Genomic DNA, 25,828 nt, shown 5'->3' on the forward strand with positions numbered 1-25,828 from the left:
CAAGCTTCTGGATTTTCAGGATGGTTTCGTAATCTACTGTCATCTTGGTTCCGCTCGATTGCTCTGGAGTGACTCCAGTTTTCGCTAACCAAGCGTTTTACTTCTAGGACAGCTTTTTGGCAGAGGGATATCACTTTATGAGCGTAAGCACTCAACCCCAACTACTCTTACCCGACGTGCCGCCTGATGAAGCCCTGGATTTTATGGCGCTTGAAATCACGAATCATAGCGAGTCGGGACGTAAAAATTTCTTGGTTCGGGTGCCTGCGGACAGGATTCAACACTTGGTCGGGCTCGTATTACGTACGTCGAAAATGTCAAAAATTTCGCTAGAAGATCAACTGATAAGCATCATAGGCACGGAAAACGGAAGGACTGTGCGGCGATACGTTAGCGGTCAAACACATATGGCTTGGCCGACGTATCAAAGGATATTGATTTGGGCTCTTTCCGAAGGGTGGATCCAGGATTACGTTTTTGCGTTTTTGATCATGGAATCATTCCACAGAGAGGCTGCGCAGGTTGCAGTACGCGGTTTGAAGGAAAAGACCCGGAGGCAAATTACAGATTTTACGTTCACGAAAGCAGATTTGATCAGTGCCTTTAATGCGGCTTACAGAACCAAAGAACTTGAGCGGGGTGCTGCTACCGTTAATCGAGCTCAAACCAATAGCCAGTTCAAAGAAATGGCCATTGAGTTCGGTTTTGAGTTCGACTAATCAAGCCAACTTGGCAGCCAGCTCTTCGGCCGTGATGTTGTAATACCGTTTCAGCATGTTCACTTCCCGATGCCCCGTCACGCTCGCAAGCTCGATCAGATTCGGTAGCTTGGTCGCAAGCCGACAGGTCGCCTCATGCCGCAGATCGTGAAAGCGCAGATTGACTAGGAAGTCTTCCTGAGGTGTTACCTGCGCCATCCCACAATCTCCCAAGTATTTCAGTCTGGCTCGCTCCAGACCTCGTACAAAGGCCTTCTTGAGCGCATCAGCGGTGGTGGGGAAGACTCGCCCGCACAGCGAACGCGGCAAGTCCTTCAGCAACTGAATAGCCTTCGGCGAAAGCGGGACGGTTCTGGGCAGGCCGTTTTTGGTTGCGGGCAGATGCGCGGTTCTACGATCCAGATTCACATGCTTCCAGCGCAGCTCGAAAATCTCACCACGGCGCATCGCTGTCTCAATGGCCAATTGGACGATGGGCCGTATCCAAGGGTTGTGTGAGGCATCAGCATAGGTGCCGTCAGCACGGCGCTCACAAAGCTCCAAAGCGTCGAACATGTATTGCTCTTCAATTGGGTCAAGGCGTCGCGAGCGCTCGTCGTTGTAGCTGGGACGGCTGACCATCCTGACTGGATTCTCTGCCATATGAATTCCCCACTCACGTCGAGCGACCTCGATCACGCATTGAAACAAAGCCAGCTCACGCTTCACCGTATTACCCTTGCGGATTTTCAAGCGCTCGTCACGGTAGCGGGCAAAGTCTGAAGAGGTGAGGGTGGCAACGATACGTGTTGCCAATGGATGACGCTTGAGCGCTTCCAGACGTTTGATTTCCGAATACGCGCCTTTGTGCTTCGGAGCAATCTCAGAGATATAGCGATCAATAAGTTGATGAAAGGCGGTGCGTTCAGCCTCGACCCGAGAAACAAATATACCCCGGTCGATTTCGCTTTCGATCATGCGCGCCCAGGCTTGGGCATCGGATTTGGTTTCGAAGGTTTTGCGCTGGGCTGGGTAGCCCTTACGGCGAATTTGCGCTTCCCACTGATACTCGCCACGATTCCTGATTGTTGCCATTTCGACCATTCCCGCCACGTTTAAGTGTGGCAAATTTGTGGCAAAAACGACTTTCAGGACTAGGACAGGTTTCTGTCAGGAGCGCTATCCCCTTGTAATACAAGAGAAAGAAGATGGTGCACCCGGCGGGATTCGAACCCACGACCCCTGCCTTCGGAGGGCAGTACTCTATCCAGCTGAGCTACGGATGCTTGTGCGGGCGACATCATACCCATGTCGACCTTGGGCGTCCATGCTGGTCTTTGGCCCGTTAAAGGTAGGAATTTTCCTGACGAAGGCCCTGCGCCGCGCAACAGGGATCGATGTGCGCAAACCTGTCTGCGCTACGCTGATCCGAAAGATTCGGCAAATGCGCCGTTTTCGTTCTTTTTTTCGAACAGACTATTGCCCTGTACCCCCATTGATCCTAGGATTCGTTTGAGATTTCAAACGCTCTGTCTCCCGTGCGCATTCAACTTCCTCGCGTGCTGGGGCTGATTTCCCTGACGGCAGCCCACAAGGCGCCTTTCAACAACTCTAATTCGCTCCGCGTGCGCGCGGTGCTGTTAAGGAAAGCCGACATGCAGCTCAAAGATACCCAGTTGTTCCGCCAGCAAGCCTTTATCGATGGCGCTTGGGTCGATGCGGACAATGGTCAAACCATCAAGGTCAACAACCCTGCCACGGGCGAGATTCTCGGTACCGTGCCAAAGATGGGCGCCGCGGAAACCCGCCGTGCCATCGAAGCCGCTGACAAGGCCCTGCCGGCCTGGCGTGCACTGACCGCCAAGGAGCGCGCCAACAAGCTGCGCCGTTGGTTCGAACTGCTGATCGAAAACCAGGACGACCTTGGTCGCCTGATGACCCTCGAACAAGGCAAGCCGCTGGCTGAAGCCAAGGGCGAGATCGTCTATGCCGCTTCCTTTATCGAGTGGTTCGCTGAGGAAGCCAAGCGCATCTACGGTGACGTGATTCCCGGCCACCAGCCTGACAAGCGCCTGATCGTGATCAAGCAGCCAATCGGCGTGACCGCTGCCATCACCCCGTGGAACTTCCCTGCGGCGATGATCACCCGTAAAGCCGGCCCGGCCCTGGCCGCCGGTTGCACCATGGTGATCAAGCCTGCGTCGCAAACCCCGTTCTCGGCCCTGGCCCTGGTTGAGCTGGCGCACCGTGCCGGTATTCCGAAAGGCGTGCTGAGCGTGGTTACCGGCAGCGCCGGCGACATCGGCGGCGAGCTGACCAGCAACCCGATCGTGCGTAAATTGTCCTTTACGGGTTCGACCGAAATCGGTCGTCAGCTGATGGCCGAATGCGCCAAGGACATCAAGAAAGTGTCCCTGGAGCTGGGCGGCAACGCGCCGTTCATCGTGTTCGACGACGCGGACCTGGATAAGGCCGTCGAAGGCGCGATCATTTCCAAGTACCGCAACAACGGCCAGACCTGCGTCTGCGCCAACCGCCTGTACATCCAGGATTCGGTGTACGACGCGTTCGCCGAAAAACTCAAAGTGGCCGTGGCCAAACTCAAGATCGGCAACGGTCTGGAAGACGGCACCACCACCGGCCCGCTGATCGACGAAAAAGCCGTGGCCAAGGTTCAGGAACACATCGCTGATGCCCTGAGCAAAGGCGCCAAGCTGTTGGCCGGTGGCAAGGTGATGGAAGGCAACTTCTTCGAGCCAACCATCCTGGTCGACGTGCCGAAAAACGCCGCTGTCGCCAAGGAAGAAACCTTCGGTCCGCTGGCGCCGCTGTTCCGTTTCAAAGACGAAGCCGAAGTGATCGCGATGTCCAACGACACCGAGTTCGGCCTGGCCTCGTACTTCTACGCCCGCGACCTGGGCCGTGTGTTCCGTGTGGCCGAAGCCCTGGAATACGGCATGGTCGGCGTCAACACCGGGTTGATCTCCAACGAAGTGGCGCCGTTCGGCGGCATCAAGGCCTCGGGCCTGGGCCGTGAAGGCTCCAAGTACGGGATCGAGGATTACCTGGAAATCAAATACCTCTGCCTGGGCATCTAAGCCCCGGTTTGGCATTGCAGTAAACGCAAAGGGCACGAGAGCGCTGACCCTTTGCGTGTTTTACACCGTTATTCGTAGTGACCGGGAACGCTGCGGCAGTCGATCATCGCATGCTGTTGCAGGTGCCTCCCCGCCACGTATTCCTTGAACCACGCCACCCGATGAGTGGCGAATGAGGACTTTATGAGCAAGACCAACGCATCCCTGATGAAACGCCGCGAAGCCGCTGTACCGCGCGGTGTTGGCCAGATTCACCCGATCTTCGCCGAGTCGGCGAAGAACGCCACCGTGACCGACGTTGAAGGTCGCGAGTTCATCGACTTCGCCGGCGGTATCGCCGTGCTGAACACCGGCCACGTGCACCCGAAGATCATCGCCGCCGTGACCGAGCAGCTGAACAAGCTGACCCACACCTGCTTCCAGGTACTGGCCTACGAGCCTTACGTAGAAGTGTGCGAAAAGATCAACGCCAAGGTGCCAGGTGATTTCGTCAAGAAAACCCTGCTGGTCACCACCGGTTCCGAAGCTGTCGAAAACGCCGTGAAAATCGCCCGCGCCGCCACTGGCCGTGCTGGCGTGATCGCCTTCACCGGCGCTTACCACGGCCGCACCATGATGACCCTGGGTCTGACCGGTAAAGTCGTGCCTTACTCGGCCGGCATGGGGCTGATGCCAGGCGGCGTGTTCCGCGCGCTGTACCCGAACGAGCTGCACGGCGTGAGCGACGACGATTCCATCGCCAGCATCGAACGCATCTTCAAGAACGACGCCGAGCCGCGTGACATCGCGGCCATCATCATCGAGCCGGTGCAGGGTGAAGGCGGTTTTTACGTCGCGCCTAAGTCGTTCATGAAGCGCCTGCGCGAACTGTGCGACAAGCACGGCATCCTGCTGATCGCTGATGAAGTGCAAACCGGTGCCGGCCGTACCGGTACCTTCTTCGCCATGGAACAGATGGGCGTTGCCGCCGACCTGACCACCTTCGCCAAGTCCATCGCTGGCGGCTTCCCGCTGGCCGGTGTGTGCGGCAAGGCCGAATACATGGACGCCATCGCGCCAGGCGGCCTGGGCGGCACCTACGCCGGTAGCCCGATCGCGTGCGCCGCTGCGCTGGCGGTGATGGAAGTGTTTGAAGAAGAGCACCTGCTGGACCGCTGCAAGGCAGTGGGCGAGCGCCTGGTGACTGGCCTCAAGGCTATCCAGGCCAAGTACCCGGTGATCGGCGAAGTCCGTGCCCTGGGCGCGATGATCGCTGTGGAGCTGTTCGAAGACGGCGACAGCCACAAGCCGAACGCCGCCGCCGTTGCCGCTGTGGTGGCCAAGGCGCGTGACAAGGGCTTGATCCTGCTGTCCTGCGGTACCTACGGCAACGTGTTGCGTGTACTGGTGCCGCTGACCTCGCCAGACGAGCAGTTGGACAAAGGCTTGGCGATCATCGAAGAGTGCTTCTCCGAGCTGTAACGCAGCCCCTGTAGGAGCGAGCAAGCTTGCTCCTACAAATAACAAAAAACCGCTTCGGCGGTTTTTTGTGCCCCGACATTTTACGCAGTCGGCGTCATTGGCTAAGGTTGCAAGCATTGCCGATGGAGCGTGCTGGATGACTGCAGTTGATTTACCGGCTGTACCCCGAGTGTTGATTGCCGAGGCAGACCCTTGGTCGCGGGATCTGCTCAAGCAAGTGCTGTTGAACGTGCGCTGCGATGCGCGGCTGGATGTGTGTGCCGATGGCCAGCACGCAGCGACGTTGCTGCGAGAAAAGGCCTACGACCTGATCCTGGCAGATTGGGAGCTACCGGGCATCGACGGCCTGAGCCTGCTGCGCAACGTGCGCCAGCAGCGGCGCTCGCCCGTGTTGCCGTTCATTCTGCTGAGCAGCCGCAACGACAGCGCCAGCGTGCGTGAAGCACTGCCCCTGGCGCCGACGGCGTACCTCACCAAACCCCTGAACATGGAAAGCCTGACCCAGCGCCTGCAAGACCTGCTGCTCAACGAAGGCGAAACCGTTTACTGCGAAATCCCCGCCCTGGCACCGGGCATGACCTTGCCGGTGTTCCTGGAGCGCCGTCGCGAAGCGTCCGATGGCGCGCCGTTGCGAGTCGACGTCAAAGCAGCCGTACAGGCCAGCCTCGGGCCCGATGGGCTGGACCTCAAGCGCCTGGAGGACCAGGTGCGCATGGACCCGCAAATCACCGCCGTGCTGGTCGCCGCCGCCAACAGCGCCGGTCATCACGGCACGCCGGTGCAGACCTTGCCGGCGGCACTGCACGCACTCGGCGCCGGTCAAAGCATGAACCTGATCCTCGGCCTGGCCCTCAAGCACAACGTGGTGCTGGGCGACCCCGGCCTGGTGGCCTACGCCGAGCGCCATTGGCAGGTGTCCCAGGACACCGCCGACTACGCCCGTCACCTGGCGCGCATGCTGGAGTTGGACCACGAACGCTGCTACAGCGCCGGCATCCTGCATCGGTTGGGCGACCTGGCATTGCTGCGCTGCCTGGAAGACTGGCGCCAGGGCGGTGGGGCGTTGGATGACGAGACGGTTGGCGAGTCCCTCTACACCTTCGGGGCCGCCTATGGTTCGGCGTTGCGGGCGCGCTGGCGCTTGCCGCTGGAGTTGCGCCAGCTGATTGCGGCGGTTTATTCGCTGGAAGGCGGGGTGTATGGCCGCGATGCGCTGGTGGTGAACCTGGCGGCGCAGATGGCACGGTTGACTGAGCGTGAAGGCCTGGAAGAACTGGCCCGTGGCAAGACCGCACGTTTGCTCAAGATCGGGTTGTCGGAGCTGATGCGGGTGCGCAAACCTAGAGAACAATGAAACTCAACTGTGGGAGGGGGCTTGCCCCCTCCCACAGTTGATCTGTGTTGATCTTCTAGCCCGCAACCACGCGGTTTTTGCCCAGGCGCTTGGCCTCATACATCGCCGCATCGGCGCGGGCGAACAGGCTGTCCAGGGTCGAGTCTTCTTCGGTGAGGCTGGCCAGGCCCTGGCTGATGGTCACGCCGAACGCCTGGCCTTCATAGCTGAAACGCAGTTCCTGGATTTCCTTGCCCAGGCGCTCGGCCACTTGCAACGCCATTTCTGGCGCGCAGCCCGGCAGTACGGCGGCAAACTCTTCGCCGCCAATACGCCCGAACAGGTCGCCACGGCGCAATACACCGCGACCGCTCTCGGCGATACGCCGCAGTACCTGATCGCCTTCAAGGTGGCCGTAGGTGTCGTTGACGTCCTTGAAATCATCGATGTCCAGCAGCAGGAAGGCCAGCGGTGCGCCTTGGGCGCAGGCGGTGTCGAAGGCCTGGTTGGCGCATTCGAAGAAGTGCCGGCGGTTGCTGCTCTGGGTCAGCACGTCAGTGGTGGCGAGGCGGTGCAGTTCCAGTTCCAGCTGCTTCTTTTCGGTGACGTCTTCGGCCATGCCGACGACGATCACCGGCTCGCCCGGTTCGACCTGCTGGTTGATGTAGCACTTGTCGCTCAGCCAGCGGATCTGGCCGTCGGCGGTGATGATGCGGTACTCGCGATCTTCTACGGCGCCCTGTTCCAGCACGCGGGCCAGGCTGTGTTCGGCGTAGTCGAGGTCTTCGGGGTGAATGCTGTTGCGCCATTCCCGATGGTCGGCAAGCAACAGGCCGGCGGAACGGCCGAATATCCGCTCGTAGGCCGGGCTCACATACAGCACGCGGCGAGTCTCCCAATCGATGGCCCACAGCACAGCATTCACACTGACCAGCAGCGAGCTCAGCAATTGTTCGCGTTCACTCAGTCGCTCGACTTCACCCTGGGCATGCACCAGCGCCAGCAGGGTCGCCGCCGCAGCCGGACGTGGAGGTTCAGTGGTTGGGATGTCGGTAGGGACAGGCTTTTCGTGAACCATCGGCACAACTCTCTCTGGGCGCGCCGCAGGATGGAGCAGCGGTCACAACAAGGGGCCACCATGATGGCGAAGTGTTCATTGAGAGAAGGTAAATGCGATGAAGTTCCGTGAACGGTGCCGATTGGCGGTGCCCGGAAAATGACGCCAAAAAGAGGGTGCGTGGGAGGGCGCACCCTCCCACAGCACGGTCAGACCGCCGCAGGACGCAGCGAATAGGTCTTCAATTGGTGGGCAAAATCCCGCAGGGACTGGATGCCGCTGGCCTCGGCTTCGTGCACCCATTCCTTGATCGCGGCGAGCATATCGTGGCCGTTGGTGCTGGTCTTGAGCCAGATTTGCTGCAGCGCCAGGCGTTTTTCGTAGATCACTTTCAGAGCCTGGCTGTGTTCCAGCAGGCTCTGGATGCGGACGTGGTGGCGGTCATCCAGCAGGCTGGTTTCCCGCGACAGCAAGCGCTTGGCGCGGTGGAACTGGTGGCGCACCGAGTGATCGACCTTCTCCAGCTCCTGCTTGACCAGCGGGCCGATCACCAACTTGCGGTACTGGGCCATGATCTGGAAGCGGTTGTTGAGGATCGCCATCGCGGTGTCCATGTCCAGGTGGCCTTTGCCCTCGACGCGATGGGCAATCGGTGCCACGCGCTGGACCTTGGCCAGGCGCAGGAAGCTGAACAACTTGATCCACGCCCAACCCAGGTCGAACTCCCATTTCTTCACCGACAGCTTGGCCGAGTTGGGGTAGGTGTGGTGGTTGTTGTGCAGTTCTTCGCCGCCGACGATGATGCCCCACGGCACCAAGTTGGTCGCCGCATCACGGCATTCGAAGTTGCGATAGCCCACGGCATGGCCCAGGCCGTTGATCACGCCGGCCGCCCAGAACGGGATCCACATCATCTGGATCGCCCAGATGGTGATGCCGATGGTGCCGAACAGCAGCAGGTCGATCACGCCCATGATCGCCACGCCCAGCAGTGGGTAGGGCGTGTAGAGCTTGCGCTCGATCCAGTCATCCGGGCAGTTCTTGCCGTAGATGCGCAGGGTCTCGGGGTTTTCGGCCTCGGCGCGGTACAGCTCGGCGCCTTTGCGCAATACGGTGGACAAACCCTTGATGACCGGGCTGTGCGGGTCATCGACGGTTTCGCACTTGGCGTGGTGCTTGCGGTGGATGGCCGTCCACTCGCGGGTGTTCTGCGCCGTGGTCAGCCACAGCCAGAAGCGGAAGAAGTGTTTCAGGCCGGCATTGAGCTCCAGGGAGCGATGGGCTGAATAACGGTGCAGATAAACCGTGACGCCAACAATGGTCACGTGGGTCATCAACAGCGTGACTGCCACCAGTTGCCAGGCTGACAGGTCAAGAAAACCGTTGTACCACATAGGCTGTATGGCCCTCAGATAAAGAAAAAAGCAGCTCACGCATTATCACTAAGCCAACAGAGAAAACCAGCCGCCCTTTCAGATAGGAGTGACGGGATGTTTCTTATTCTATAATCCGCAGCCTTTGTAGGGCGATGCTGTTTTTTTGGTAAGGATTACTGAACATATGCTGTTTTCATACCGAGGGGCCCGGCGTGCGGGGCTGGTATACCTGTTGGTTTCGATTGCTTGGATCGGGCTCACAAGTCGCATATTGATCGAGTTTCTCGATAACCCGAGGGACCTTACCCTGTGGCTGCAGGTGCGTGGCTACGTGTGGGTGACGCTCAGTGCCGGGGTGATTTATCTGATCTGTGCCCGTTTTGCGCGGGCGAACCAACTGCAGCAACCCTTGAAAGAGAACCGCGAGCGCCTGCGCCAGGCAGCGGCAGTGTTCGACTGCACGCGCGAAGGGGTGTTGGTCACCGATGCGCAAGGCCTGATCGTGCATGTGAACCGGGCGTTCATGGAAATCACCGGCTACCAGCGCGAAGACGTCATGGGCCAGCAGCCGAGCCTGTTCAAGTCCGGGCGCCATTCGTCGAGTTTTTATCAACAGATGTTCCAAACCCTTGAGCGCTGCGGTGAGTGGAGCGGTGAAATCTGGAACCGGCGCAAAAGCGGCGAGATTTATCCACAATGGCAAACCATCCGGGTGATTCATGACGACCTTGGCAAGGCCAGCCATTACGTCGCGGTGTTTTCCGACATCAGCGCGATCAAAGATTCCGAACACGAACTGGCCCACCTGGCGCACCACGACCCCCTGACCGACCTGCCCAACCGCCTGCTGTTCACCGACCGCGCCGAGCAGGCATTGGCCTCGGCGCAGTTGCACAAACGCGGCTGCGCCTTGCTGTTGCTGGACCTGGACCACTTCAAGATCATCAACGACAGCCTCGGCCACAACGTCGGCGACCAGTTGCTCAAGCTGGTGGGCGAGCGGCTCAAGACGCTGTTCGGCCCTGGCGTGACCCTGGCGCGCCTGGGCGGGGACGAGTTCGCGGTGCTCGCCGAGAGTTGTTCACAGGTGGTGCAGGCCGCGGCGTTGGCGCAGCGCATGCTGGATGTGATGAAGCAGCCGTTCATCTTTGACGGCCATCAACTGTTCATCAGCGCCAGCATCGGTATCAGCCTGTTCCCCAGCGATGCGCTGAGCGCCGAACAACTGCTGCGCAACGCCGACTCCGCGCTGTTCAAGGCCAAAAGCGTGGGCCGCGAAGGCTACGCCTTGTACACCGAAGAACTCACCGCCCACGCGCAGAACCGCGTGGAGATCGCCAGTGAGCTGCGCCGCGCCCTCGACCAGCAGGAACTGCGCGTGTACTACCAACCCGTGCACGACCTGCACGGCAGCCGCCTGATCGGCGTCGAAGCATTGGTGCGCTGGCAGCACCCGGAGCGCGGCCTGGTGCCGCCTGGTGAATTCATCCCTATCGCCGAGCGCACCGGTTTGATTGCCGATATCGACGCCTGGGTGATGGAACAGGCCTGCCGCCAGATGTGCCAATGGCTGGCCGACGGCGTGCCGCTGAGTTTTATCGCGATCAACGTGTCCAGTCGCCTGTTCGCCCGGCGTGAACTGTACGAGCAAGTCGCCCAGGTACTGCACGACACTGGCCTGGACCCGGCGTTTCTTGAGCTGGAAGTCACCGAAAGCGCCGTCATGGATGACCCCGAGGAAGCCCTTGAGCAATTGCACCGCCTGCGCGAGCTGGGCCTGCGCCTGGCCATCGATGACTTTGGCACCGGCTATTCGTCGCTGCTGCGCCTTAAGCGCCTGCCGGTGCAGAAACTCAAGATCGACCAGGGGTTTGTCGCTGGCTTGCCGTGGGACGAAGACGACGCCGCGATTGTGCGCGTGGTGATCGCGCTGGCCAAAAGCATGGGCATGCAGGTTCACGCCGAAGGGATCGAGCAGGTGGAACAGGCGCGGTTTTTGTTGGAGCAGGGCTGTGATCTGGGCCAAGGCTATTGGTTTGGACGGCCGGTGCCAGCGAATGAAATTGACTGGGACCGCGCGCCCACTCTCCAGCCTTGAAACACATTCAAGTGTGGGAGGGGGCTTGCCCGATAGCGGTGCGCCAATCACAGCGTTGTTGTCTGACAGACCGCCATCGGCGGCAAGCCCCCTCCCACATTTGGATATTCGCAAGGTGCATTCCTCTCGCAACCCCGCGCCCTGTCAGAAAATTCTTTTTGGTTATATAAACATTCTTAAATAGTATTTTTAAGAATATCCGCGCTTATCTACTATCGCCCTACGCCGCAAGCAGTGCCGCCACTGCGAGGCACTATTCATTTCAGGAGCGAGACCATGAGCGCATCTCTACGTAGCGTCGACGGCCAGGACGAAGCAGCCATTTTGCGTGAGATCCAGAGCGCCTTGCGCGATCTGCGGTTTGGCGCGGTGGAAATCACTGTGCATAACGCCCAAGTGGTCCAGATTGAACGCAAGGAAAAATTCCGTCTGCAGAACCCGGGTAACAAACCGAGCTAAGCCACCACGGCGATAGACCCGTCACTATAAGAAAAAGCCAACACCCCAGAATTTCAGGAGCTTCTATGTCGTCGATTCGCCGTTATGCCCTGGCCGCATTGGCCAGCGCCGTGTTTGCCGGTTCCGCAGTTGCCAAGGACTACGAGTTGCTCAACGTCTCGTACGACCCGACCCGTGAGCTGTACCAGGATTACAACGCGGAGTTCACCAACTTCTGGAAGCAGTCCCACCCTGGCGACACCGTCAAGATCCAGCAGTCCCACGGTGGTTCGGGCAAACAGGGCCGGGCGGTGATCGACGGCCTGCGCGCCGACGTAGTGACCCTGGCCCTGGCCGGTGACATCGACGAAATCGCAAAACTGGGCAAGACCCTGCCGGAAAACTGGCAAACCCGCCTGCCGCAAGCGAGCACCCCGTACACCTCGACCATCGTGTTCCTGGTGCGCAAGGGCAACCCTAAAGGCATCAAGGACTGGGGCGACCTGATCAAGAAAGACGTGTCGGTGATCACGCCTAACCCGAAAACCTCCGGCGGTGCGCGCTGGAACTTCCTCGCCGCCTGGGCCTACGGCCTCAAAGCCGGCGGCAGCGAAGCCAAGGCCCAGGAATACGTGAAAGAACTGTTCAAGCACGTGCCGATCCTCGACACCGGTGCACGCGGTTCGACCATCACCTTCGTCAACAACGGTCAGGGTGACGTGTTGCTGGCCTGGGAAAACGAAGCCTTCCTGGCGCTCAAAGAAGACGGCGGCGCCGACAAGTTCGATATCGTCGTGCCGTCCCTGTCGATCCTCGCGGAGCCGCCAGTGGCCGTGGTCGACAAGAACGCCGAGAAAAAGGGCAACACCGAGATCGCTACCGAATACCTGAAACACCTGTACAGCCCGGCTGGCCAGGAGATTGCGGCCAAGAACTTCTACCGCCCACGCGATGCAACAGTGGCCGCCAAATACGCCCAGCAGTTCCCGAAACTGGACCTGGTGACTATCGACAAAGACTTCGGCGGCTGGAAGACTGCGCAACCGAAATTCTTCAATGACGGTGGCGTGTTCGACCAGATCTACACGGCGCAGTAAGCCGAATGAATAGGAACGCGCGCTCCCATAGGAGCGTGCGTTCCTGCAGTGGTACTACCCGCTAACCAAGGACTCTTATGTCGCGTCGTATTTCCCCCGTCATACCCGGCTTCGGGCTGACGCTGGGCTACACCGTGGTGTACCTCAGCCTGATCGTACTCATCCCCCTCGCGGCGATGTTCGTACACGCCGCTCAACTCACCTGGGATCAGTTCTGGGCCATTATCTCCGCACCGCGGGTGTTGGCGGCGTTGAAGCTGAGCTTCAGCACCGCGCTCTACGCCGCGTTGATCAACGGCGTGATCGGCACGCTGCTGGCATGGGTGCTGGTGCGCTACACCTTCCCCGGCCGCAAGATCATCGATGCGATGATCGACCTGCCGTTCGCCCTACCCACCGCCGTGGCCGGTATCGCGCTGACGGCGCTGTACACGCCGACCGGCCTGGTCGGCCAGTTCGCCGCTGACCTGGGCTTCAAAATCGCCTACTCGCCGCTGGGTATCACCCTGGCGCTGACGTTTGTGACCCTGCCGTTCGTGGTGCGCACGGTGCAGCCGGTACTCGCCGACATCCCCCGGGAAATCGAAGAAGCCGCTGCCTGCCTGGGCGCCAAGCCGTTGCAGGTGTTCCGCTACATCCTCGTCCCCGCGCTGCTGCCCGCCTGGCTGACCGGCTTCGCCCTGGCGTTCGCCCGTGGCGTCGGTGAGTACGGTTCGGTGATCTTCATCGCCGGCAACATGCCGATGAAAACCGAGATCCTGCCGCTGCTGATCATGGTCAAGCTTGACCAGTACGACTACCGCGGCGCCACCTCCATTGGCGTGCTGATGCTGGTGGTTTCCTTTGTCCTGCTGCTGCTGATCAACTTGTTGCAGCGGCGCATCGAACGTCCATAAGGAGGCGCGGAGCATGTCCCAATCGTCTATTTCCGCTGCGTCCTCGGCCAACGCTGCCCGGCGTGGCAGTGCGGTGTCGCGACGCATCCTGATCAGCCTTGGCTGGCTGGTGTTTTTCCTGTTCCTGTTGCTGCCGCTGTTCATCGTGGTGTCCCAGGGCCTGAAGAACGGCCTGGGTACGTTCTTTAGCGCAATCCTGGAGCCAGACGCGTTGTCCGCGTTGAAACTCACGGTGATCGCCGTATTGATTTCGGTGCCGCTCAACGTGGTGTTCGGCGTCAGCGCCGCCTGGTGCGTGAGCAAGTATTCGTTCCGTGGCAAAAGCATCCTGGTGACGCTGATCGACCTGCCGTTCTCGGTCTCGCCGGTGATCGCGGGCCTGGTGTATGTGCTGATGTTCGGCGCCCAAGGGTTCTTCGGCCCGTGGTTGCAGGAGCACGACATCCAGATCGTGTTCGCTTTGCCGGGCATCGTGCTGGCGACCATCTTCGTCACCGTGCCGTTCGTGGCCCGTGAGTTGATCCCGCTGATGCAGGAGCAGGGCACCCAGGAAGAAGAGGCCGCGCGCCTGCTCGGCGCCAATGGCTGGCAGATGTTCTGGCACGTGACCGTGCCGAACATCAAATGGGGCCTGATCTACGGCGTGGTGCTGTGTACGGCGCGGGCCATGGGGGAGTTCGGTGCGGTGTCGGTGGTGTCCGGCCACATTCGCGGCGTGACCAACACCCTGCCGCTGCACGTCGAGATCCTCTACAACGAATACAACCACGTTGCCGCGTTTGCGGTGGCCAGCCTGCTGCTGATCCTGGCGCTCTTCATCCTGCTGCTCAAGCAGTGGAGCGAGAACCGTATCAACCGCCTGCGCAAAAGCGCCGGTGAGGAATAAGTCATGTCGATCGAAGTCCGTAATGTCAGCAAGAACTTCAACGCCTTCAAGGCCCTGAACAGCATCAACCTGGACATCCAGAGTGGCGAGCTGGTGGCGTTGCTCGGCCCGTCCGGCTGCGGCAAGACCACGTTGCTGCGCATCATCGCCGGCCTGGAAACCCCGGATGACGGCAGCATCGTGTTCCACGGTGAAGACGTCTCCGGCCACGATGTGCGTGATCGCAACGTCGGGTTTGTGTTCCAGCACTACGCGCTGTTTCGCCACATGACGGTGTTCGACAACGTCGCGTTCGGCCTGCGCATGAAGCCCAAGAACCAGCGCCCGAATGAAACCCAGATCGCGGCCAAGGTTCACGAACTGCTGAACATGGTGCAGCTCGATTGGCTGTCTGATCGTTACCCGGAACAGCTCTCTGGTGGCCAGCGCCAACGTATCGCCCTGGCCCGTGCCCTGGCGGTCGAACCCAAGGTGTTGCTGCTCGATGAGCCTTTCGGTGCCCTCGACGCCAAGGTCCGTAAAGAACTGCGTCGCTGGCTGGCGCGCCTGCACGAAGACATCAACCTGACCTCGGTATTCGTGACCCACGACCAGGAAGAGGCCATGGAAGTCGCCGACCGTATCGTGGTGATGAACAAGGGCGTGATCGAGCAGATCGGTTCACCGGGCGACGTCTACGAAAACCCGGCCAGCGATTTTGTGTACCACTTCCTGGGCGACTCCAACCGCCTGCACCTGGGGGAAGACAAGCACGTGCTGTTCCGCCCCCACGAAGTGTCGCTGTCGCGCCATGAACTGGAAGACCACCATGCAGCCGAAGTGCGTGATATTCGTCCGTTGGGCGCGACCACGCGTGTGACGTTGAAGGTGGAAGGCCAGAGCGAGCTGATTGAAGCCGAAGTGGTCAAGGACCACGACAGCCTGACGGGCTTGGCCCGTGGCGAGACCTTGTTCTTCAAGCCCAAGGTCTGGCAAAAGGCTTAACAACCCACCACATCACTCAATGTGAAATGTGGCCAATGTGGGAGGGGGCTTGCCCCCGATAGCGGTCTATCAGTGGCAGCTGTACTGACTGATCCACTGCTATCGGGAGCAAGCCCCCTCCCACATTCAGACCTCACTAGGCTTTAGATCGCGGCGTGCCACAGGCCCCGACCGATCTTCAATCTGCTGCTTGAGCTCATGCCGCAGCCCCAGCAAAAACGCCACCTCCGCCACCACAAACAACGGCCCCACAATCAACCCCGACACATCATCCACAAACGCGGGCTTCCTGCCTTCGTAGTAGTGCCCGACAAACTGAATCACCCAGCCCACCACAAACATCCCGATGCCGCTGCCCAACCACACCAGCGTGCTCTGCGCTGCCAACACATGCCCGGCCCACACCGACAGGCCCATCAACAGCGTCATCAGTGCGCCCAGTCCCAGTTCAAGGCGCAGGTAGAACCACGCCGAAAACAGCGCCAGCAGCACTGCGGGAGATATCCACAATCCACCCACCGCCCATTCGGGGCGCGACAGCAGCACCGCCACCGCGACGACAATCAACGGGATGCCAATAAAGTGGCTGACGATATTACGCGGGTCGCGGTGGTAGGCAGCATATTGGCTAAGGTGGTCGACGAGGCTTTTCATTGTTATTCCTCCTGTAGGATGTTTGATCATGCCCTGTCAGCCTTCGACTAACTGTCAACTGGGCGACACTCTTTGGAGTTCTCATGATCGCGTCGAAATGGCACGCCCGGTTGGTCGCCGGCCACTGGTTCAGCCACTTGCCCATTGAGCTACAGCGTAGTCTGTTGGCGGCGGCGCGGTTGCGCTCGCTGACGGCTGGAGAGTACCTGTTCAAGCGCGGCGACCCGCCTTGCGGCCTGTATGCCGTGCTGGACGGTGCGGTGCGGGTCAGCGCGGTGAACGCCCAGGGCAAGGAAGCGGTATTGAGCCTGGTCGAAGCACCCTATTGGTTCGGTGAAATCTGCCTGTTCGACAGCCTGCCGCGCACCCACGACGCGCTGGCGATGGGGCCTTGCACGCTATTGCAGGTGCCGCAGGCGCAGATGCTTGAAATCCTGGCTGAGCACCCAGTGTATTGGCGGGACATGGCACTGTTGATGAGCCACAAGCTGCGCTTGTCGTTGATCAATATCGAGCAGATCAGCCTGATGAGCACGTCGCAGCGCCTGGCCCACCGGCTGCTGATGATCGCTGAAGGCTACGGCGAAATTGCCCAGGCGCGCCGCGTCCTGCAGTTGCCGCAGGAAGACCTGGCGGCGATGTTGGGTCTGTCGCGCCAGACCACCAACAGTCTGCTCAAGGCACTGGAACAGCAGGGCATCATCGGCTTGAGTTACGCCGCGATTGAGGTGCTGGACCTGCAACGCCTGCGGCAGGCCGCAGGCGTCGGCGGTTGAACTATGAACCGCGATAGGTAGAAAACCCATAAGGGCTGAGCAACAGTGGGATGTGGTAATGCTGGTCGGCCTGCTTGACCTGGAAAATCACCGGCACTTCTGGGAAGAACGTCTCGCGGCCCGCTTTTTTGTAGTAATCGCCGGTCTTGAACACCACGCGATACTCACCCGGCTGCATGCTGCGGTTGGCCGGGAACAGCTCGGCGATGCGCCCTTGCTGATTGGTAACGCCTTTAGACAGCGATTGCCATTGATCGCCCACCTGCTGTTCGAGCGTGACACTCACACCGGCAGACGGCAGGCCGTTCTCCAGATTGAGCACGTGGACGCTCAGGGGGTTACCGTCTGCCAGTGCCAGGTTGCACAGGCCGCTCAGGCTGAGGGCGGCAAGGGTCATGCTTAAGGTTTTCATTCAGAGGTCCTTTCGAGGAGGGATCAGCGGGTTGTTTTCAAGCCCAATTGCTCGGCTGCCTGCACGGCACAGGCTTCATCCTGCGCAGCGCCGCCGGCACCGGCGATGCCCAGTGCACCGACCAATTCGTCATCGGCAAACAGCGGCACGCCGCCGCCGAGCAACAGCAACTCGGGCAAGCTGTTAAGGTTGGCCGCTTCGGGGTTGTTGCGGGCGCGCTCGGCAAACAAGCGGGTCGGGGTTTTGGTCGACAGCGCGGTGTACGCCTTGCGTTGGCTGGCGACACTGTTGTGCGGGCCGACGCCATCGGCCCGCAGGCCCAGCAACAGGTTGCCGCCGCGGTCGAGCACGGTCAGTGCTGCGGTGCAGTGGGCCAGGCTGGCATCGGCCAGTTGGCGCGCGGTGCGCAGATCAAGCTCGGCATGGCGCGGCAGTTGTGGCGTAGCCTGAGCGGCGGTGCAGACGGCAAGGCTCAAAAACAGGGCAGTGCGATACATGGTGAAGGCTCCATAAAGCAGGCCGTCACGTTAGTCAGCGGGCATGGTCAGAAGCCGCACAATTTGATGACAAAGTTGTAATCAAACCACGAGGTAAGGCATGCAGGTGTTGTTAGTGGAAGACCAGCCCCAACTGGCGCAGCGCATGGCCCAGGGCCTGAGTGAGGCCGGCTTCACGGTAGAACTCGCCGCCAATGGCATGGCGGCGTTGCGCTTTGTTGAAAGCGCTGATTACGACCTGGTGATCCTTGATGTGATGTTGCCTGGCTTGAACGCCTGGAAATTGCAGCAGGCGATTCGGCAAAAGGGCGACACGCCGGTGTTGTTTTTAACCACGCAGGATGGGATTGAAGACCGGCTACGTGGGTTGGAGCTGCACGAGGACGACTATTTGCTCAAGCCGTTTGAGGACAAGGCGTTGGTGGCGCGGGTGAGGAAACTGCTGCGGCGTGGGCGGTGACCGCTCTGACGCTATCGCAGGCAAGCCAGCTCCCACAGGTAACCGAGTTCCAACCTTGAACTGCAGTCAAATGTGGGAGCGGGCTTGCCCGCGATGAGGCCCTCAAAAACACCACAAGCCCACCTACCGCAACCCCTCCCGAAACTGCCCCGGCGTCATCCCCGTCCACCGCTTGAACGCGCGGTTGAAACTGCTGGTATCGGCAAACCCCAATAAATGACTGATCTCGGCCAATGAGCACTGCGGGTCGCGCAAATGCAGCAGCGCCAAATTCTCGCGGCATTCATTGAGCAACGCATCAAACCGGCAACCCTCATCCGCCAAATGCCGCTGCAAACTGCGCAGGCTCAAATGCAGCGCCTGCGCCACGCGTTCGGCACTGGGCTCACCATCGGGCAGTTGCGCCTCGATCACCCGGCGCACCTTGCGCTCCCACGTCAGCGGCTGCAGCTGGGCCAAGGTGCGTTTGAGCACGGTCTCGTTGTGTTCGGCCAGCTCCGGGTTGGCGTCGTCCAGGTGGCTGTCGAAGTCCTGGGCGGCGAACTCCAGGCGGTCTTCCTCGGCGCCAAAAAACACCGGCGCGCGAAACACCGTGTGCCAGGGCTTGGGGTCGGCGGGCTCGGGCCTGCGCAGGTACACCGCCAACGGCGCGTACTCACGGCCCAGGCGATTGCGGCAAGTGCGCACATAAATCGCCGCAAAGGCATCAATGGCTTCGAACGCCGGTGCCGGGCTACCGCTGGGTTGCAGCAGGCGAAAGCGGTAGCGTTCGCTATCGCCGCTGAGCTCAAGCGTCAGGGCATCGCTGACCACCTGGTGATAGCGCACGATGCGTTCGAACACCTCCCGCAGGCTGCCACTGGCCACCAGCGCATACCCCAACGCGTGGAAGGTGGTGGGGCTGACAAAGCGCGACACCCGCAAGCCAATCGCCGGGTCGCCGCTGGCCTGTACTGCCAGCTCCCACAAACGGGTGGTGGCCGACAGCGGGTAGCGCGCGTTGGGATCGTCCATCTGCTGCGGGTCGAGCCCGGCGGCCACACACAGCGCGGCGCTGTCGAGGCCCAGGGCATCGAGCTGCTTGCGCAGGGCGCGGGTCCAGCTGGCGAGGGAGGTGGGTTCGGTCATGACGATTGGCGCTTGCGGTCAACAGGTTGGCGTCCGGGGCTAGCGTCCTGCCAGATCGCTTGGGGCAGGATGGGCGCATCAATACACAAGAGGATGGGAGCATGGACGGTACTTCTGCAAGTCCCCAACAGATGAACGCGCAGCAACGCTCGGCAAAGATCCGCGAAGTGGTGCTGGCCGAAGGCGTGCGCTTGCGCCAGCAGCACCCGTGGCTGCTGCATCAGGATGCGCTGGGGGCGGGCATCCTGGCCTTTGCCCTGGTCGGTATGGTGGGCTCGGCGGCGCTCTACATCAGCGGTCATCTGGCCTGGTGGGCGTGCCTGTTGCTCAACGCGTTCCTCGCCTCGCTGACCCACGAGCTGGAGCACGACCTGATCCACAGCATGTATTTTCGCAAGCAGCGCCTGCCTCACAACCTGATGATGGGCCTGGTGTGGCTGGCGCGGCCGAGCACCATCAACCCGTGGATTCGCCGCCACCTGCACCTGAACCACCACAAGGTGTCGGGTACTGAGACCGATATGGAAGAGCGCGCCATCACCAACGGCGAACCCTGGGGCTTTGCGCGGTTGTTGATGGTCGGCGATAACGTGATGTCGGCGTTTATCCGCATGCTGCGGGCCAAGACCTGGAAGCACAAACTGACCATCCTCAAGCGCTCGCTGCTGGTGTACGCACCGCTGGCGCTGCTGCATTGGGGCGCGTGGTATGTATTCCTTGGCTTTCATGCCGCCAATGGCATCGCCAGCCTGTTGGGCGCGCCGATTGAATGGTCAGCGACGACGTTGCAGGTGATGCAGGTGATCAACATCGCCGCCGTGGTGATCATCGGTCCCAATGTGCTGCGCACCTTTTGCCTGCACTTTGTCAGCTCCAACATGCACTACTACGGCGATGTGGAACTGGGCAATGTGATCCAGCAAACCCAGGTCTTGAACCCCTGGTGGATGTGGCCGTTGCAGGCGTTCTGCTTCAACTTCGGCAGCACTCACGGTATCCACCATTTTGTGGTGAAGGAGCCGTTCTACATCCGCCAGATGACGGCCAAAGTGGCGCATAAGGTGATGGCTGAAATGGGCGTGCGTTTCAACGATTTCGGCACGTTTGCGCGGGCCAATCGACTGGAGCCTCAGGCGCGCGCAAACAGCGGGGTCAGTCCGGCTGAAACGGTGATGCGCTGAGTATCACGCCGGTTTCGTCCACGTACTGTTGCCAGTGGCCGATCAGGGTGGCCAGCTTGTCCGGGTGGCTCAAGGCGAGGTCATGGATCTCGCCGGGGTCCTGGCCCAGGTCGTACAGCTGCCAGGTGGCCGGACCCACGGGGCCGGGGATATACACGGCTTTCCATTGGCCCTGGCGAATCGCCCTGCGCCCGAACAGCTCCCAACCGGTAACGGTGTGCTCGTCGTGCACCTGGGCGGTTTCACCCGACAAGAAGCCCAGCCACGACTTGCCCCGCAAAGGCGCCACCGGCTTGCCGCGCCATTGTTTGCCCGGATGACGCACGCCGGCCAGGTCCAGGAGGGTCGGGGTGATATCCATCACCGTACCGAACCCATGACTGATCCGCCCCTTGAGTGACAGCCGGGGGTAGTGCACCAGTGCCGGCACCCGAATCCCACCCTCGGTGGTAAACGCCTTGAACAGCCGCGACGGCGCGGTCGCCACCTGGGCCCACGACGGCCCATACCAGACGTAAGAGTTGGCGCGCCCGATGTTGGCCAGGCTGTTGTCGTAATGCTGGTTGAGGTAGGTCAGCAGCTCGGGGCCAAATTTGGGGAAGGCCTCCAGCAGCGCGCCTTCGGCGCCGTTATCGGACATGAACACGATGAAGGTGTTGTCCAGTTGCCCCTGTTGGCGCAAGTACTCCACCACCCGGCCGATGTTCCAGTCCATGCGCTCGACCATCGCCGCATACACTTCCATGGCCCGTGCCGAGACTTGCCGTTGTTCGTCGCTCAGGGCTGCCCATTGAGTGTTCAGCTCGATCAGTGGATGGGGCTCCACATCGGCATCGATCAAGCCCAATGCCTTGAGTTTTTCCAGGCGCTCCAGGCGCAGCACTTCGGGGCCAGCGTCGTAGCGGCCACGGTATTTGTCGACGATCTCGGCGGGCGCCTGCAACGGCCAGTGCGGCGCCGAAAACGGCAGGTAAGCGAAGAACGGCCGGGCCTGGTCGCGCTCCTTGAGGTACTGCAGCAGCTTGTCGCCAAACGCGTCGGAAGAATAAAAACCTTCGGGCAACTGCTCGACGAAGGTGTCGTCTTCGATATACAGCGCCGGGGTGGATTTAAGCAGGCCGGGGGTGGTGTCGTCGTAGGTCGGCTCGAAACCATAGTGGTTGGCCGCCCCCGGCAACAGCGCAAACGAACGCTCGAAACCCCGCGCATGGGGCGCCAGCTCGGCGGTGAGGCCCAGGTGCCATTTGCCGCTCATCAGGGTCTGGTAGCCGGCCTCGCGCAGCAGCTCCGGCAGGGCCACCACCTTGTCGTTCAAATAGCCTTCGTAACCAGGCTTGCCGATCAACTCCGGGGTCAACGCCTCGGCCATGGTGCCGATGCCGGCGATATGGTGGTCGGTGCCGGTCAGCAGCATCGAGCGGGTGGGCGAGCAGGTGGGCGCGGTGTGGAAGTCGGTCAGGCGCAGGCCGTTGTGCGCCAGGGCGTCCAGGTGCGGCGTGGCGATTTCGCCGCCAAACGCACCGAGGTCGGAAAAGCCCATGTCATCGGCCAGTATCACAAGAAAATTGGGACGTTGCGGCATCAAGGCACTCCTCATTCAGCAGGCAATAAAGGCCAGGGGCAGGTCGCGGATCTGTTCGCGCAGCGGCGGCTGGTAGTGGTCATCGTTGGTCAATTCGTGCAGCAGCTCTTCGCGCAGTTGATGGAACTCGAAACTGCTGCGCTGGCGCGGATGGGGCAGGGCGACATCGACCACCTGCTTGATCCGCCCCGGCCTTGGCTCCATGACCACCACGCGGTCGGCGAGGAAAATCGCCTCTTCCACATCATGGGTCACCAGCACCGTGGTGATCTTGGCGCGGGCACGAATCGCCAACAGTTCGTCCTGCATTTGCTGGCGGGTCAGGGCATCGAGGGCGCCGAAGGGTTCGTCCAACAACAGGATGCGCGGGCTGGCCACCAGGCCACGGGCAATCGCCACCCGTTGCGCCATGCCTCCGGACAGTTGGTGCGGATAGGCACGGGTGAAGTCCCCAAGGCCAACCAGTTCAATGAAGTCATGGATACGCCGGTTGCGCTCGGTCTCGCTCAACGGCTCGTTGACCAGGCCCAGGCCGATGTTTTCGGCCACGGTCAGCCAGGGGAACAAGCGGTGTTCTTGGAACACAATGCCGCGCTCGCTGCCGATGCCGCTCACGGCCTTGCCGTCTACCTGGATCTCGCCGCGAAACTGGGTGTCCAGCCCGATCAGCAAGCGCAACAGCGTGGATTTACCGCAGCCGCTGGAGCCGACAATCGCGACGAATTCACCTTCGGCAATGTCCAGGTTGAATTCGCGGATGGCTTCCAGTTCGAAGCCGTCCACATCGAAGCTCTTGCCCACATGGTTGAAGCTGACGAGGGGTGCGTTCATGCGTGTCTCCATAGGGTGGCGCGGGTTTCGATGCGCTGGCCGATAAGGTTGAGGGCCGCGCCGGTGAGGCCGACCAGGAGCATGCCGCTCATGATCAGGTCCATGCGCAGCAGCTGTTGGGCGCCGATCATCAGGCTGCCGATGCCGCCGTTGGACGGCATGAAATATTCCGCGCCGATGGTGCCCAGCCAGGCGTAGATCAGGCTCAGGCGCAGGCCGGCGAAAATCCCCGCCGCTGCACCGGGCAAGACCAGGCGGCGCAGGCGTTGGAACAGGCTAAGGCGCAGCACTTGTGCCGCCTCGCGCAACTGGGGCGACAAGTTCAGCACGCTGCGTTGGGTGGCGATAAACAACGGGAAGAATGCGGCGAGCCCGATAAAGACCCACTTGGCCAACTCACCCAGGCCAAACCAGGCGGTGAGCAGCGGCACCCAGGCGAAGATTGCGATCTGGCGCAGCGCCGACAACGTCGGGCCGAACACCCGCTCACTGCGGTGAGACAAGCCCAGCCACAGGCCCATGGCAAACCCCAGGCTGCCACCCAGGAGCAAGCCGCCCAAGGTGCGTCCCAAGCTCTTACCCAAGGCGCCGGACAGACTGCCGTCGAGCACGCCTGCCACGGTGGTCTGCAACACCTCCCATGGGCTTATCAGAATGTTGGCATCCACCCAGGCCTGTTGCGTCGCTACTTGCCACAGCGCCAGCAACAGCAATGGCAGCAGCCAGGGTTGCAGGCGTTGCCAGCCTTCATAACGCGGGCCGCGACGAATCTGCGCGGTCGCCGGGTGCGGCCAGTGCACCCACTTGCGGTCCAGCCAACCGATGCCGCGATCCATCACCACGCCCAGCACACCAATGACCACGATGCACACAAAGACAATATCGAGCATGAACAACTGGCGCGCCCACACCATCAGGTAGCCGATGCCCTCGCTGGATGCCAACAGTTCAACGGCGAGCAACGATGTCCAACCCGCCGCCAGGGCCAGGCGTACGCCAGCCATGAATGCGGGGAGTGTTGCGGGCAGGATCAAGCGTTGAACCAGCAGGTGAGTGGGCAGGCGCAGCACACGGGCGGCCTCGCGCAGGTTGGGCTGGGCGTCACGTACACCCACCAGGGTATGCAGGGTGACGGGCACCACGATGGCCTTGACCAGCACCACCAGTTTCAGGGTTTCGCCAATGCCGAAAAACACCATGAACAGCGGGATCCACGCCAGGGTTGGCACTTGCGACAGCGCGCTGAACGTGGGGAATACCAGGCGCTCGGCCCGGGTGCTGAAGCCCAGCAGCGCGCCCAACAACGCCCCGGCGCTGATACCCGCCAGCAAACCCCAGAACAGGCGCTGCAAGCTGATCGCCAGGTGGCTCCACAATTCGCCGCCGGCCAATTCCACGGCGCTGCTCCACACCAGCGAAGGCGGCGGCAGAATTTGCTCGCTCATCCAGTGATTGCGGCTGGCCAGCCACCACAGCGCGAACAACCCCAACGGCAACAGCCACGGCAGCAGGCGCTCGCCCAGGTGAGGCCAACGGCGCGTGCCGCCTTGACTGGGAGCGGCGAGAGGCAGGCTCAACAGTGAGATTCGGGCCATGGTGGACCTCCGTTGTCGCCGATGGCGTTATGTGATTTTGATCTTACAAAAACGCAATCAAGATGATTGAGGGATAAGAAAATTCATTTAAAGCCTCTGCCCGACACGCATCCAATGCATTCGGAGAATATTTTCGATGCTGTTTATGCATAGCCCTCTGGAGCCTGCGTTTTAACCCGCATAGATCTAAAAGCTATTAAATTGTGAATTTATAGTATTTAAAGTTTTGATCGGGTTGTGCGTACTTTCTGCCTCCCAGGCGACCCTCGCCCACAAGGAGCTGCGCTTATGAAACTGCCCTTCAAACGTCTGATCACACTGCTGGCGAGTACCGCGCTGGCCGGGTTGGTGCACGCTGGCGATCTCAAGGAAATCCGCATTGCCGTGCCTGACCTCAGTGCGGGCAGCCAGCACAGTGGTGGGGGCATCACTGATGTATTGCGCACCCAGCAGATCTACGAGAAGGCCTTTGCCGACCAGGGCATCAAGATCCAGTGGAATTACTTCAAGGGCGCCGGCCCCGTCATCAACGAAGCCTTCGCCAACGGCCAGGTCGACCTGGCTTACCTGGGCGATCTGGCGGCGATCATCGGTCGCTCCAATGGCCTGGACACGCGCTTGCTCAGCGCCTCCGCACGGGGTGTGAAGCAGTACCTGGGCGTGGTGCCGGGGTCTGGCATCAAGACCTTGCAGGACCTTAAAGGCAAACGCATCGCGGTGTTCCGTGGCACTGCCAGCCAGCTTTCGTTTGACAGCGCTTTGGCCAGCCAGGGCTTGAGTGAAAAAGACTTCAAAGTCATCAACCTCGACTACAGCGCTGCGAGTGCCGCCCTGGCCGCCAAGCAGATTGATGCCACCTGGGGCAGCTCCAGCCTCAGTGCCTTGCAGGCCAAGGGGTTGGCGGACTTGCCCTTGACCACCAAGGACCTCGGCGGTGCAGGCAGCATCCAGGCGGTGTTGGTGGGCAGTGGCAAGTTCGTTGATGCGCACCCCGAAGTCATCACCCAATTGCTCAAGGCCCAGCAGCAAGCGGTGCAGTGGTTGACCGATGACAACAACAAGCAGGCCTACGTCGACCTGGTGTCGGGGCTGGCCAGTTACCCGCCGGTGATACTCGGCAACGACCTGAAAAACGAGAAGCTCAGCGAACTGTTCCCTTCGACCCTCGACCCGGTGTTTCTCGGCAAATTGCAGGACTCGGTGGACCTGGCCGCCAAGGAAAGGCTGATTCGCAAGCCGTTCAAGGTCAGTGAGTGGGTGGCGCCGAATCTGCAGGCGGCGGGGCTTTAA

At 60.9% G+C, this 25,828-nt stretch carries 24 protein-coding genes and 1 tRNA gene; 14 read left to right on the forward strand and 11 right to left on the reverse strand.

Translation table 11 applies throughout. From position 1 onward, the window contains the following. Nucleotides 1-137: 137 nt before the first annotated feature. Complete coding sequence (locus tag PspS35_RS00855) at nucleotides 138-719, forward strand: hypothetical protein (RefSeq protein WP_159932369.1); 582 nt, start codon at nucleotides 138-140, stop codon at nucleotides 717-719. On the opposite strand, the gene PspS35_RS00860 is transcribed toward PspS35_RS00855, so the two are convergent. After that, nucleotides 720-1,802, reverse strand: coding sequence for a site-specific integrase (locus PspS35_RS00860; protein ID WP_238785963.1), 1,083 nt, complete (start codon nucleotides 1,800-1,802; stop codon nucleotides 720-722). Nucleotides 1,803-1,907: 105 nt separating this feature from the next. Next, nucleotides 1,908-1,984: transfer RNA gene (locus PspS35_RS00865), tRNA-Arg, on the reverse strand. Nucleotides 1,985-2,353: 369 nt separating this feature from the next. Between PspS35_RS00865 and gabD the strand changes: the two genes are divergently transcribed. From gabD to PspS35_RS00880, 3 genes are all read left to right on the forward strand, one after another. Beyond that, nucleotides 2,354-3,796 (forward strand): NADP-dependent succinate-semialdehyde dehydrogenase, encoded by a 1,443-nt coding sequence (gene gabD, locus PspS35_RS00870; RefSeq protein WP_095186318.1) that lies wholly within the window; start codon nucleotides 2,354-2,356, stop codon nucleotides 3,794-3,796. 183 nt (nucleotides 3,797-3,979) lie between these two features. Beyond that, the gene (gene gabT, locus PspS35_RS00875; RefSeq protein WP_159932370.1) at nucleotides 3,980-5,257 is read left to right on the forward strand and encodes a 4-aminobutyrate--2-oxoglutarate transaminase; all 1,278 of its coding nucleotides are present in this window, start codon (nucleotides 3,980-3,982) and stop codon (nucleotides 5,255-5,257) included. 136 nt (nucleotides 5,258-5,393) lie between these two features. Then, nucleotides 5,394-6,611 carry an HDOD domain-containing protein gene (locus PspS35_RS00880; protein WP_159932371.1) on the forward strand — a complete coding sequence of 406 codons (1,218 nt, stop codon included), beginning with the start codon at nucleotides 5,394-5,396 and terminating at the stop codon, nucleotides 6,609-6,611. Nucleotides 6,612-6,666: 55 nt separating this feature from the next. On the opposite strand, the gene PspS35_RS00885 is transcribed toward PspS35_RS00880, so the two are convergent. Beyond that, nucleotides 6,667-7,668, reverse strand: a complete 1,002-nt coding sequence (locus tag PspS35_RS00885; RefSeq protein ID WP_159932372.1) for a sensor domain-containing diguanylate cyclase — start codon at nucleotides 7,666-7,668, stop codon at nucleotides 6,667-6,669. Nucleotides 7,669-7,856: 188 nt separating this feature from the next. Further along, nucleotides 7,857-9,041 (reverse strand): delta-9 fatty acid desaturase DesA, encoded by a 1,185-nt coding sequence (gene desA, locus PspS35_RS00890; RefSeq protein WP_159932373.1) that lies wholly within the window; start codon nucleotides 9,039-9,041, stop codon nucleotides 7,857-7,859. Nucleotides 9,042-9,207: 166 nt separating this feature from the next. On the opposite strand from desA, the gene dibA reads away from it, so the two are divergent. From dibA to PspS35_RS00920, 6 genes are all read left to right on the forward strand, one after another. Then, the gene (gene dibA, locus PspS35_RS00895; RefSeq protein WP_159932374.1) at nucleotides 9,208-11,121 is read left to right on the forward strand and encodes a phosphodiesterase DibA; all 1,914 of its coding nucleotides are present in this window, start codon (nucleotides 9,208-9,210) and stop codon (nucleotides 11,119-11,121) included. 276 nt (nucleotides 11,122-11,397) lie between these two features. Beyond that, nucleotides 11,398-11,580 (forward strand): sulfur starvation response protein OscA, encoded by a 183-nt coding sequence (gene oscA / locus PspS35_RS00900; protein WP_003170956.1) that lies wholly within the window; start codon nucleotides 11,398-11,400, stop codon nucleotides 11,578-11,580. 65 nt (nucleotides 11,581-11,645) lie between these two features. Next, nucleotides 11,646-12,656 (forward strand): sulfate ABC transporter substrate-binding protein, encoded by a 1,011-nt coding sequence (locus PspS35_RS00905; RefSeq protein ID WP_159932375.1) that lies wholly within the window; start codon nucleotides 11,646-11,648, stop codon nucleotides 12,654-12,656. A 77-nt stretch (nucleotides 12,657-12,733) separates the two neighbouring features. Next, nucleotides 12,734-13,552 carry a sulfate ABC transporter permease subunit CysT gene (cysT, locus tag PspS35_RS00910; protein WP_064450147.1) on the forward strand — a complete coding sequence of 273 codons (819 nt, stop codon included), beginning with the start codon at nucleotides 12,734-12,736 and terminating at the stop codon, nucleotides 13,550-13,552. A gap of 13 nt (nucleotides 13,553-13,565) precedes the next feature. Then, a complete protein-coding gene (gene cysW, locus PspS35_RS00915) occupies nucleotides 13,566-14,438 on the forward strand; it encodes a sulfate ABC transporter permease subunit CysW (RefSeq protein ID WP_159932376.1) in 873 nt (290 codons plus the stop codon). 3 nt (nucleotides 14,439-14,441) lie between these two features. Further along, on the forward strand, nucleotides 14,442-15,422 hold the full coding sequence (locus PspS35_RS00920; RefSeq protein WP_159932377.1) for a sulfate ABC transporter ATP-binding protein: 981 nt from the start codon (nucleotides 14,442-14,444) through the stop codon (nucleotides 15,420-15,422). Between the two features lie 126 nt (nucleotides 15,423-15,548). Here PspS35_RS00920 and PspS35_RS00925 read toward each other — a convergent pair whose 3' ends face one another. Beyond that, entirely contained in the window at nucleotides 15,549-16,076 is a 528-nt protein-coding gene (locus PspS35_RS00925) for an Mpo1-like protein (protein WP_159932378.1), read from the reverse strand. Nucleotides 16,077-16,159: 83 nt separating this feature from the next. Here PspS35_RS00925 and PspS35_RS00930 point away from each other — a divergent pair, with 83 nt between their 5' ends. Next, nucleotides 16,160-16,852 carry a Crp/Fnr family transcriptional regulator gene (locus PspS35_RS00930; protein WP_159932379.1) on the forward strand — a complete coding sequence of 231 codons (693 nt, stop codon included), beginning with the start codon at nucleotides 16,160-16,162 and terminating at the stop codon, nucleotides 16,850-16,852. Between the two features lies 1 nt (nucleotide 16,853). On the opposite strand, the gene uraH is transcribed toward PspS35_RS00930, so the two are convergent. Both uraH and PspS35_RS00940 read right to left on the reverse strand, forming a co-directional pair. Then, nucleotides 16,854-17,264: a hydroxyisourate hydrolase gene (uraH, locus tag PspS35_RS00935; RefSeq protein ID WP_159932380.1), complete on the reverse strand. Its 411-nt coding sequence runs from the start codon at nucleotides 17,262-17,264 to the stop codon at nucleotides 16,854-16,856. Between the two features lie 23 nt (nucleotides 17,265-17,287). Next, nucleotides 17,288-17,761, reverse strand: a complete 474-nt coding sequence (locus tag PspS35_RS00940) for a heme-binding protein (protein ID WP_159932381.1) — start codon at nucleotides 17,759-17,761, stop codon at nucleotides 17,288-17,290. 100 nt (nucleotides 17,762-17,861) lie between these two features. On the opposite strand from PspS35_RS00940, the gene PspS35_RS00945 reads away from it, so the two are divergent. Further along, the gene (locus tag PspS35_RS00945) at nucleotides 17,862-18,221 is read left to right on the forward strand and encodes a response regulator (RefSeq protein WP_159932382.1); all 360 of its coding nucleotides are present in this window, start codon (nucleotides 17,862-17,864) and stop codon (nucleotides 18,219-18,221) included. A 123-nt stretch (nucleotides 18,222-18,344) separates the two neighbouring features. Here the strand turns inward: PspS35_RS00945 and PspS35_RS00950 are convergent, their stop codons facing one another. After that, nucleotides 18,345-19,349, reverse strand: coding sequence for an AraC family transcriptional regulator (locus PspS35_RS00950; protein ID WP_159932383.1), 1,005 nt, complete (start codon nucleotides 19,347-19,349; stop codon nucleotides 18,345-18,347). Nucleotides 19,350-19,450: 101 nt separating this feature from the next. On the opposite strand from PspS35_RS00950, the gene PspS35_RS00955 reads away from it, so the two are divergent. Continuing rightward, nucleotides 19,451-20,530 carry a fatty acid desaturase gene (locus PspS35_RS00955; protein WP_159932384.1) on the forward strand — a complete coding sequence of 360 codons (1,080 nt, stop codon included), beginning with the start codon at nucleotides 19,451-19,453 and terminating at the stop codon, nucleotides 20,528-20,530. Here the strand turns inward: PspS35_RS00955 and PspS35_RS00960 are convergent. Genes PspS35_RS00960 through PspS35_RS00970 form a run of 3 tightly spaced genes read right to left on the reverse strand, consistent with a single transcriptional unit; the run spans nucleotide 20,502 to nucleotide 24,538 of the window. Then, the gene (locus PspS35_RS00960) at nucleotides 20,502-22,112 is read right to left on the reverse strand and encodes an arylsulfatase (RefSeq protein WP_159932385.1); all 1,611 of its coding nucleotides are present in this window, start codon (nucleotides 22,110-22,112) and stop codon (nucleotides 20,502-20,504) included. The two genes, PspS35_RS00955 and PspS35_RS00960, sit on opposite strands and share 29 nt — an antisense overlap. A gap of 15 nt (nucleotides 22,113-22,127) precedes the next feature. Further along, nucleotides 22,128-22,943, reverse strand: coding sequence for an ABC transporter ATP-binding protein (locus PspS35_RS00965; RefSeq protein ID WP_159932386.1), 816 nt, complete (start codon nucleotides 22,941-22,943; stop codon nucleotides 22,128-22,130). Further along, entirely contained in the window at nucleotides 22,940-24,538 is a 1,599-nt protein-coding gene (locus tag PspS35_RS00970; protein ID WP_159932387.1) for an ABC transporter permease subunit, read from the reverse strand. The genes PspS35_RS00965 and PspS35_RS00970 overlap by 4 nt, the downstream gene beginning before the upstream one ends. Nucleotides 24,539-24,826: 288 nt before the next feature. On the opposite strand from PspS35_RS00970, the gene PspS35_RS00975 reads away from it, so the two are divergent. Next, on the forward strand, nucleotides 24,827-25,828 hold the full coding sequence (locus tag PspS35_RS00975; RefSeq protein WP_159932388.1) for an ABC transporter substrate-binding protein: 1,002 nt from the start codon (nucleotides 24,827-24,829) through the stop codon (nucleotides 25,826-25,828).

This window comes from Pseudomonas sp. S35, assembly GCF_009866765.1.
Classification (GTDB): Bacteria; Pseudomonadota; Gammaproteobacteria; order Pseudomonadales; family Pseudomonadaceae; genus Aquipseudomonas.